This window comes from Microbacterium sp. ISL-103, from assembly GCF_018613995.1.
Taxonomy (GTDB): Bacteria; Actinomycetota; Actinomycetes; order Actinomycetales; family Microbacteriaceae; genus Microbacterium.
The window spans coordinates 1-4,201 of record NZ_JAGGPD010000457.1 but is presented as its reverse complement, the minus strand read 5'-3'; the positions used below and the strand labels follow the sequence as shown (position 1 = coordinate 4,201).

The following is a 4,201-nucleotide window of genomic DNA, read 5'->3' as shown; positions in this document are numbered from 1 at the left end:
CTGGCAGAGGATCCGGAGGGCAGGGAGGGGCGGTTCTGGGCGGTCTCGGCGCGCGTGCAGGACGTGACGACCCAGTACTCCGACAAGTACGACGGGATGCTGACCAAGCGCATCACCGGCCAGGAAGACGAGGTCAAGACCCTCAAGACCCAGGTCGAGCGCTGGGACATCCGCCTCGAGCAGCGTCGGGCCACCCTCGAACGCACCTACGCGCAGCTCGAGGTGCAGCTCTCGAAGCTGCAGTCGCAGTCGTCGTGGCTCACCAGCCAGCTCGCCGGGCTCACGCCGTCGGATTCCTGACCTCGTCCTCGTGACATCGCATCGCATCGGAGCACGTAATCATGGCACTCACCTCTCTCGACCGGGCCAAGCAGCAGTACCTGGAGCAGCAGGTGGCCTCGGCCACGCCTGAGCGCCTGCTCACCCTGCTCTACGACCGCCTGCTCGTCGACATCGACCGGGCGGCGACGGCGCAGGATGCCGAGGACTGGCCGGGCGCCGGAACCCACCTGACCCATGCCCAGTGGATCGTCGCCGAGCTCAACGGCTCGCTGACCGATGTCTGGGACGGCGCGGAGGAACTGCGAGGGGTGTACACGTACCTGACCGGGCGCCTGATCACCGCGAACATCTCGCGCGACCGGGCTGCCACCGGGGAATGCCGAGAGCTGGTCGCCCCGCTGCGCGAGGCCTGGCACGAGGCTGCCGCACTGACGGCCGCCTCGACACCGCGCGCGTCGGCCATCGGCTGAGACCCGTGCCCGACAACCTCACCTCCTGGCTCGCCGTGCTCGATCAGTTCGAGCGCGCACTCGATGCCGCCGACGAGACGATGGACCCCGAGTCCTTCGATCCGCCGTCCGGCCCCATCCCCGACGAGCTCAGGACCCGCGCCGAAGCGGTGCTCGCCCGACAGCAGCTGATGATCAGCGGCCTCACCGCCTCGCGGGCGCACGTCGCCCGTGAAGTCGCAGCGCTTCGCCGAGTGCCCAGCGGACGCCAGGACGTGCCCGCATATCTCGACGTCGAGGGTTGAGCACGGCGGTTACGCGCGCCCTCGAGTGTCGCGATAGTCGACACAGAGCACGGATCGCTCGACGATTGGCCAAGGATCGGCCTCTCCCTCAACGTCCGGAGTGCCCCCGTGCTCGAATCCGTCACCTCTTCCGCGCTCATCAGCGCCCTCGACGGGCTGGCTCTGCGCCAACGCTCGATCGCTGAGAACATCGCGAACGTCAACACCCCCGGCTATCAGGCGCAGCGTGTGCAGTTCGAGGATGAGCTGCGCTCGGCCGTCGAGAGCGGATCGGGCACCGTCGCCGCCACCGTCGAGAGGTCGCTGGAGCCCACGCGACTCAACGGCAACAACGTCAACCTCGACACCGAGACTCTCTCGAACATCGACACGGTGCTGCGATTCCAGTTCGCCAGCCAGGCGATCGGCGGTCAGGCGACCTCGATCACCAAGGCGATCGGCCAGGCGTCCGCATGACCTTCGACGCCATCGGGATCGCCGGCACCGGGCTGACCGCGCACCGCAAATGGCTCGACGCCCTCAGCGACAACATCGCCAATGTGAACACCGCGACCCCCGCGGGCCAGGATGCCTTCCGTGAGAAGTTCGTCACGGTGCAGGCGGGCACCGAGAGCCCCGGCGTGTACGTCGCCGGCGTCGTCGAGTCCGAGGCCGAGGCCAAGCTCGTCTACGACCCCGAGCACCCCTACGCGAACGAGGACGGCTACGTGCAGTACCCGAACGTCGAGCTCGGCGACCAGATGAGCATGCTCATCCTCGCGCAGCGCGGTTACGAGTCGAACGCCGCCGTCGTCGACAGGGCCAAGACCACCTACGAGGCCGCTCTGCAGATCGGACGCAACTGATGAGCGGCGCGATCGAGGCGGTCTCCGCCGCAGGAGTCACCCCGCTCTCAGCCCTCAGCTTCGAGAGCGGGCCCGATGCCGCGGGCGCCCCCGCGTCGGCGGGAGCCTTCGCGACATCGCTCACGGGCGCGGTCGAGAACCTGCAGCAGCTGCAGTCGACCTCGAACGGGCTCGCGGTGCAGGCCGTCACGGGCGATCTGCAGGACATTCACCAGGCGATGATCGCCTCGACGCGTGCCTCGGTGACGCTCGACCTCGTGGTCGCCGTCCGTGACCGCAGCGTCTCGGCGTTCAACGAGATCATGAGGATGCAGGCCTGATGCCCAAGATGCTCACGAGCTACTTCGACCGCGCGAAGCAGGTCGTCTCCGGCTTCTCGCTCGCGCAGCGCACGATCGCCATCATCGGCGTCGCGCTGCTGGTGATGGGTGCCATCGCGCTGGGCAGCTGGCTCACCAAGCCCCAGATGAGTCCTCTCTTCACCGGGCTCAGCGCCGGCGACGCCTCGGCTGTCGTCGAGCAGCTGAAGTCCGCGGGCGTCGGCTACGAGCTCACCGAGGGCGGAGCGACGGTGCTCGTGCCCGACGACCAGGTGTATCCGCAGCGGCTCGCTGCAGCATCGGCAGGTCTGCCCAGCGACACCAGCGAGGGCTACACGCTGCTCGACAAGATGGGGGTCACCGCCAGCGAGTTCCAGCAGTCGGTCACCTACAAGCGCGCCATCGAGGGCGAGCTCGCGAGCACGATCGGCGCGATGGACGGCATCTCGACCGCCTCGGTGCAGCTGGCCATCCCCGAGGAGAGCGTGTTCGTCTCTGAGCAGCAGAGTCCCACCGCATCCGTGTTCGTGAAGACCCGCAACGGCTCCACCCTGAGCGACGAGAAGATCGAGGCGATCGTGCACCTCACGAGCGCCTCGGTCGCCGGGATGACCCCCGAAGACGTCGCCGTGACCGACCAGGACGGACGCGTGCTGTCGGCCGTGGGCACCGGTCTCACCGGCAACTCGTCGAAGCAGGCGACCGAGCATGAGGCGAAGGTCGCAGCTTCGGTCAGCAAGATGCTCGAGACGATCGTCGGAGCAGGCAACGCCACCGTCACGGTGTCGGCCGATGTCGCGAACTCGACCTCGGAGCGCATGGACGAGGTCTACTCGGCGCCCGAGGGCGACCTCAGCGCGTCGGAGGAGACGAAGACCGAGACCTACACCGGCGGTCAGGGCGGCGGCGCGGGTGTGCTCGGACCCGACAACATCGCGGTGCCGAACAACGGAGACGGCAACGGCGCGTATGAGTTCGAGGAGACCTCCCGCAACAACGCCGTGAACAAGTCGACCGAGAAGACGATCACCCCGGCCGGTGAGGTGACGAGGCAGACGGTGAGCATCGCGCTGAACCGCGGCACCGTGACCGGCGTGACGGCGAACCAGATCGAGGCGCTCGTCGCGTCGGCGGCGGGGATCGATGTCGAGCGCGGCGACGAGATCGCGGTCGAGTTCGTCGAATTCAACCAGGCGGGCGCGACAGCGGCGCAGACCGCTCTCGCGGCGGCCGAGGCCGAGCGGCAGTCGCAGTTCCAGCAGGAGCTGCTGCGGTCGGCGATCATCGGCGGGTCGATCCTGCTCGCGGTGATCATCCTGGTGGTCTACCTGATCGTGCGACGCCGGATGAAGCGGCGCGTACTGTACACCGACGACGGCCCGATCGAGTACTTCGCGACCGTGACCGAGAGCGAAGAGGAGAAGCTCAAGTCCCTCCGCGGGCTGAAGGATGCCGACGCGATCATCGCCCCCGCTCCGACCAAGCTGCTGCCGTCGGCCATGGTCGACCTCGATGACGAGCCCGAACCCGACAAGGTGCTCGTCGAGCGCCGCCGCCGCGAGATCGACGACCTCGCCAGACGCGAACCCGACGCGATCGCCAACGCTCTGGCCGACCTGATGGATGAGGCGAAGGTATGAGCCTTCTGACCGATGTGCTCGACGCCCAGGCCGACACGGTCGAGGTGTCGACCGCACCTGCACCGGTGGCGCCGCCGGTCGAGATGACCGGTCTGCGCAAAGCCGCGATCGTGCTGATGAACATGGACCGCGCGGCCAGCGCCGAGGTGCTGCGTCATCTCGGTGAGGAGCGGGCGGAGATGCTGGCCGCCGAGCTCACGCAGCTCGGGGGAGTCGATGTCGCATCCACCGCCCGTGCCCTGAGCGAGTTCCGCCGGATGACGGCCGGGGGCTCGGTGCCGTCTCGTGGCGGCCAGGAGTTCGCGACCGGCCTGCTCGAGACCGCGTTCGGTCGGGAGGAGGCCGTGGGCATGGTCGGCC

At 68.4% G+C, this 4,201-nt stretch carries 6 protein-coding genes and 2 pseudogenes; all 8 read left to right on the top strand.

Annotation, left to right across the window (positions count from 1 at the left end; genetic code table 11):
* Positions 1 to 300, top strand: a pseudogene (locus tag J7E68_RS15820) (hypothetical protein); the annotation flags it as partial.
* A 41-nt stretch (positions 301 to 341) separates the two neighbouring features.
* Complete coding sequence (gene fliS, locus J7E68_RS15815; RefSeq protein WP_215174179.1) at positions 342 to 752, top strand: flagellar export chaperone FliS; 411 nt, start codon at positions 342 to 344, stop codon at positions 750 to 752.
* 5 nt (positions 753 to 757) lie between these two features.
* A complete protein-coding gene (locus tag J7E68_RS15810; RefSeq protein WP_215174177.1) occupies positions 758 to 1,036 on the top strand; it encodes a hypothetical protein in 279 nt (92 codons plus the stop codon).
* A 108-nt stretch (positions 1,037 to 1,144) separates the two neighbouring features.
* Positions 1,145 to 1,492: a flagellar basal body rod protein FlgB gene (locus J7E68_RS15805; RefSeq protein WP_215174175.1), complete on the top strand. Its 348-nt coding sequence runs from the start codon at positions 1,145 to 1,147 to the stop codon at positions 1,490 to 1,492.
* A complete protein-coding gene (gene flgC / locus J7E68_RS15800) occupies positions 1,489 to 1,881 on the top strand; it encodes a flagellar basal body rod protein FlgC (RefSeq protein WP_215174173.1) in 393 nt (130 codons plus the stop codon). The genes J7E68_RS15805 and flgC overlap by 4 nt, the downstream gene beginning before the upstream one ends.
* Positions 1,881 to 2,201, top strand: coding sequence for a flagellar hook-basal body complex protein FliE (gene fliE, locus J7E68_RS15795; protein ID WP_215174172.1), 321 nt, complete (start codon positions 1,881 to 1,883; stop codon positions 2,199 to 2,201). Before flgC ends, fliE begins: the two co-directional genes overlap by 1 nt.
* Positions 2,201 to 3,841: a flagellar basal-body MS-ring/collar protein FliF gene (gene fliF, locus J7E68_RS15790; protein ID WP_215174170.1), complete on the top strand. Its 1,641-nt coding sequence runs from the start codon at positions 2,201 to 2,203 to the stop codon at positions 3,839 to 3,841. Before fliE ends, fliF begins: the two co-directional genes overlap by 1 nt.
* A pseudogene (locus tag J7E68_RS15785) lies at positions 3,838 to 4,201 on the top strand (hypothetical protein); the annotation flags it as partial. The gene fliF and the pseudogene J7E68_RS15785, both read left to right, overlap by 4 nt.